At 50.9% G+C, this 2,351-nt stretch carries 4 protein-coding genes; all 4 read right to left on the minus strand.

The features are described from left to right. A partial coding sequence (locus PX484_RS16075; protein ID WP_288104731.1) for a 3,4-dihydroxy-2-butanone-4-phosphate synthase occupies nt 1-222 on the minus strand: 222 nt, incomplete at its 3' end. Nucleotides 223-359: 137 nt separating this feature from the next. Further along, on the minus strand, nt 360-1,238 hold the full coding sequence (locus PX484_RS16080; RefSeq protein ID WP_004268965.1) for a phycobilisome linker polypeptide: 879 nt from the start codon (nt 1,236-1,238) through the stop codon (nt 360-362). A 176-nt stretch (nt 1,239-1,414) separates the two neighbouring features. Continuing rightward, complete coding sequence (cpcA, locus tag PX484_RS16085) at nt 1,415-1,903, minus strand: C-phycocyanin subunit alpha (protein ID WP_004268966.1); 489 nt, start codon at nt 1,901-1,903, stop codon at nt 1,415-1,417. Nucleotides 1,904-1,969: 66 nt separating this feature from the next. Then, nucleotides 1,970-2,351 (minus strand): bilin-binding protein (locus PX484_RS16090; protein WP_288104735.1); only part of this gene is annotated, 382 nt, incomplete at its 5' end.

Below are 2,351 nucleotides of genomic sequence, written 5' to 3' on the forward strand. Positions count from 1 at the left end.
AGCATCAAGACGCTCTCCCGTCATTGCCAGACAGATTAAACCGCGAGCTTGCACTGCCATGAAGTTAATCAGATCGGGGGTGGCAAATTGGGCCGCACAGATTAGATCTCCTTCATTTTCGCGATTCTCATCATCAACTACTACAATAGCCCGTCCGGCTTTGATTTCCGCTAAGGCAGTATCGATAGAGTCAAAAGCGATCGAAGTGACAGTCACAGGCATTAAAACGATAGAACTATTTTCATTCTACAGGTTTGCTCGATCTGCTGAGGGTCAATTTCTGCCAGTTCCCTAGAAAGAAGTCTCCCGGTGAACCTGACGGCTGCCCGGGAGACTTTTAGCTATCTTAAGCTAGAAAATTAGTTCAAACTAGCGGGGGTGATGCTGGCAACTTTGCCACCGAGACGGTTGATCTGTTGCAGGGTGTTATTTAACTGTTCAAAGGGGACGATAATCGCTTTGCTACTGCGACGGACACGGGGATAACCCGGTTTGCTGATGGCGGCAATTTCCACGCGATAGAGCTTACCCACATCACCATAGGCCACACTACCACCAAGAGCTTTACTGGGGGTGTTGCGTTGACCGGAGGGACGATAGGCCCAACCATCGCTGCCACCGGAGGGACCGACTACTGCCGAAGCGCCGTTTTGGGCTAATTCCACCGCTAAACGGGAGGTTTTGCCGGCAATCTGAGAGCGATCGCTGTTGGCATAACCGCGATAGAGTTGGAACATCCGGGTAAATCCCACGGTTTTTTGACCGGGTTGGCTGGCAAAACCACGATAGTAGGGAACGATACTATCGCCGAAGTTTTCGGTATATTCGGCGGAATCGATGTAGGAGTCGATATCGGCCTCGAATCCTTTGTTTTCGTAGAGATCGAGGTGATAGACCACTTCCGACTCATCGTAGGGAGCGCGACCTAAAAGATGTTTGATATTAAGTTCGATGACGCGGGTTTGGAAGTTACCGTAGAAGAATTTGTTCTTATACAGTTCCGATTTGGCCACGGCGCGGACGAATTCCCGCACGGTGATCGAACCGTTGCAGAGTAAGGATTCGGCACTGGTAAGGCGCTCGGAACGCATGATATAGTCATTGCCTAGCACCTGACGATAGACAGCGCGAATAACCGCCTGTGCCTCGTCACGGGACCAATCGGGACGTAATTCCACGGGAGCAACCTCGCTAAAAGCGGTTGTCCCTAAACGGGAAGCTGAGGTAGTAATTGCCACTAAAGTTCTCCTACAAAAAAATGATCATTTTCTGATCGCTCAAAACTAGGGGAGGATCAGTTCGATTACCTAGCCACCTTGACGATGGATATAACAAGGTCTGGAAGAACAGGTGATTGCTAACCCTTTTGCTAACAACCTCCTGTCTTTCCAGACCAGCAGTTTTTTTGATCGGACTAGCTGAGAGCGTTGATAGCGTAGTCGATATAGGAGTTGGCTTCTACTGCGGGGTCGCCACTTAAACCATGGTTGGCTTTGATGTATTTGAGAGCTTCGATGTACCAGCTAGGAGACAGGTCGAAGGTGCGGTTGATTTCGTCAATACCAGCGATGAGGTACTCGTCCATCGGACCGGTTCCACCAGCAACTAAGCAGTAGGTCACCATGCGGAGGTAGTAACCGATGTCGCGAGCGCATTTCTCTTTACCGCGTTGGTCCGCCGCAAAGTTAGCCCCTTGCATTTGGGTGGTGTAGGGGTACTTGTTGTACACGGCTTGAGCGGCACCGGAGATCAAAGAACTAGCTTTTTCGGTTAAAGCTTTAGCGGCGGTGAGGCTGGCAGAAGCTTGACGAAAACGACCGAAAGCAACTTGGATTTCGGTGCTGCTTAAGAAACGACCTTGAGAATCAGCGGCTGCTACGGCTTCGGTAAGGGGGGTTTTCATTGTTTGGTATCTCCCAATAATCTTGCAATAAGTTTCCTACGGTTTAATTGAGACTAGCCCCAGGGACTAGGCGACAGCAGCGGCGGCGCGGTCGAAGTAGCTGGCAATTTCAGACATTAAAGCACTGCAATCGCCGGGGGTGACACCGTTGCGATCGTTAGCGATGGACAAAGCAGCTTCTTTCATTTTGCTTACGCCAGCAGCTACGGAAGCTCCAGGTACTCCTAAAGCTACATAGGTTTCGCGAAGACCATTTAAGCAACGATCATCGAGAACACTGCCGTCGCCAGCGAAGGTAGCGTAGGTGACATAGCGCAAGATGATTTCCATGTCGCGTAAGCAAGCGGCCATACGACGGCTGGTGTAGGCATTACCACCGGGGGTGATCAGTTGGGGCTGTTCAGCGAACAGGCTACGAGCGGCGTTGGCAACGATGGTGGAAGCGTTA

It is taken from the genome of Microcystis sp. M49636_WE2, assembly GCF_030065375.1.
In the GTDB taxonomy this organism is placed as follows: domain Bacteria; phylum Cyanobacteriota; class Cyanobacteriia; order Cyanobacteriales; family Microcystaceae; genus Microcystis; species Microcystis aeruginosa_C.

Bases quoted from the DNA above. Each gene is read 5' to 3' on its own strand.
- cpcA (WP_004268966.1), bottom strand. From the start codon at position 1,903: ATGAAAACCCCCCTTACCGAAGCCGTAGCAGCCGCTGATTCTCAAGGT.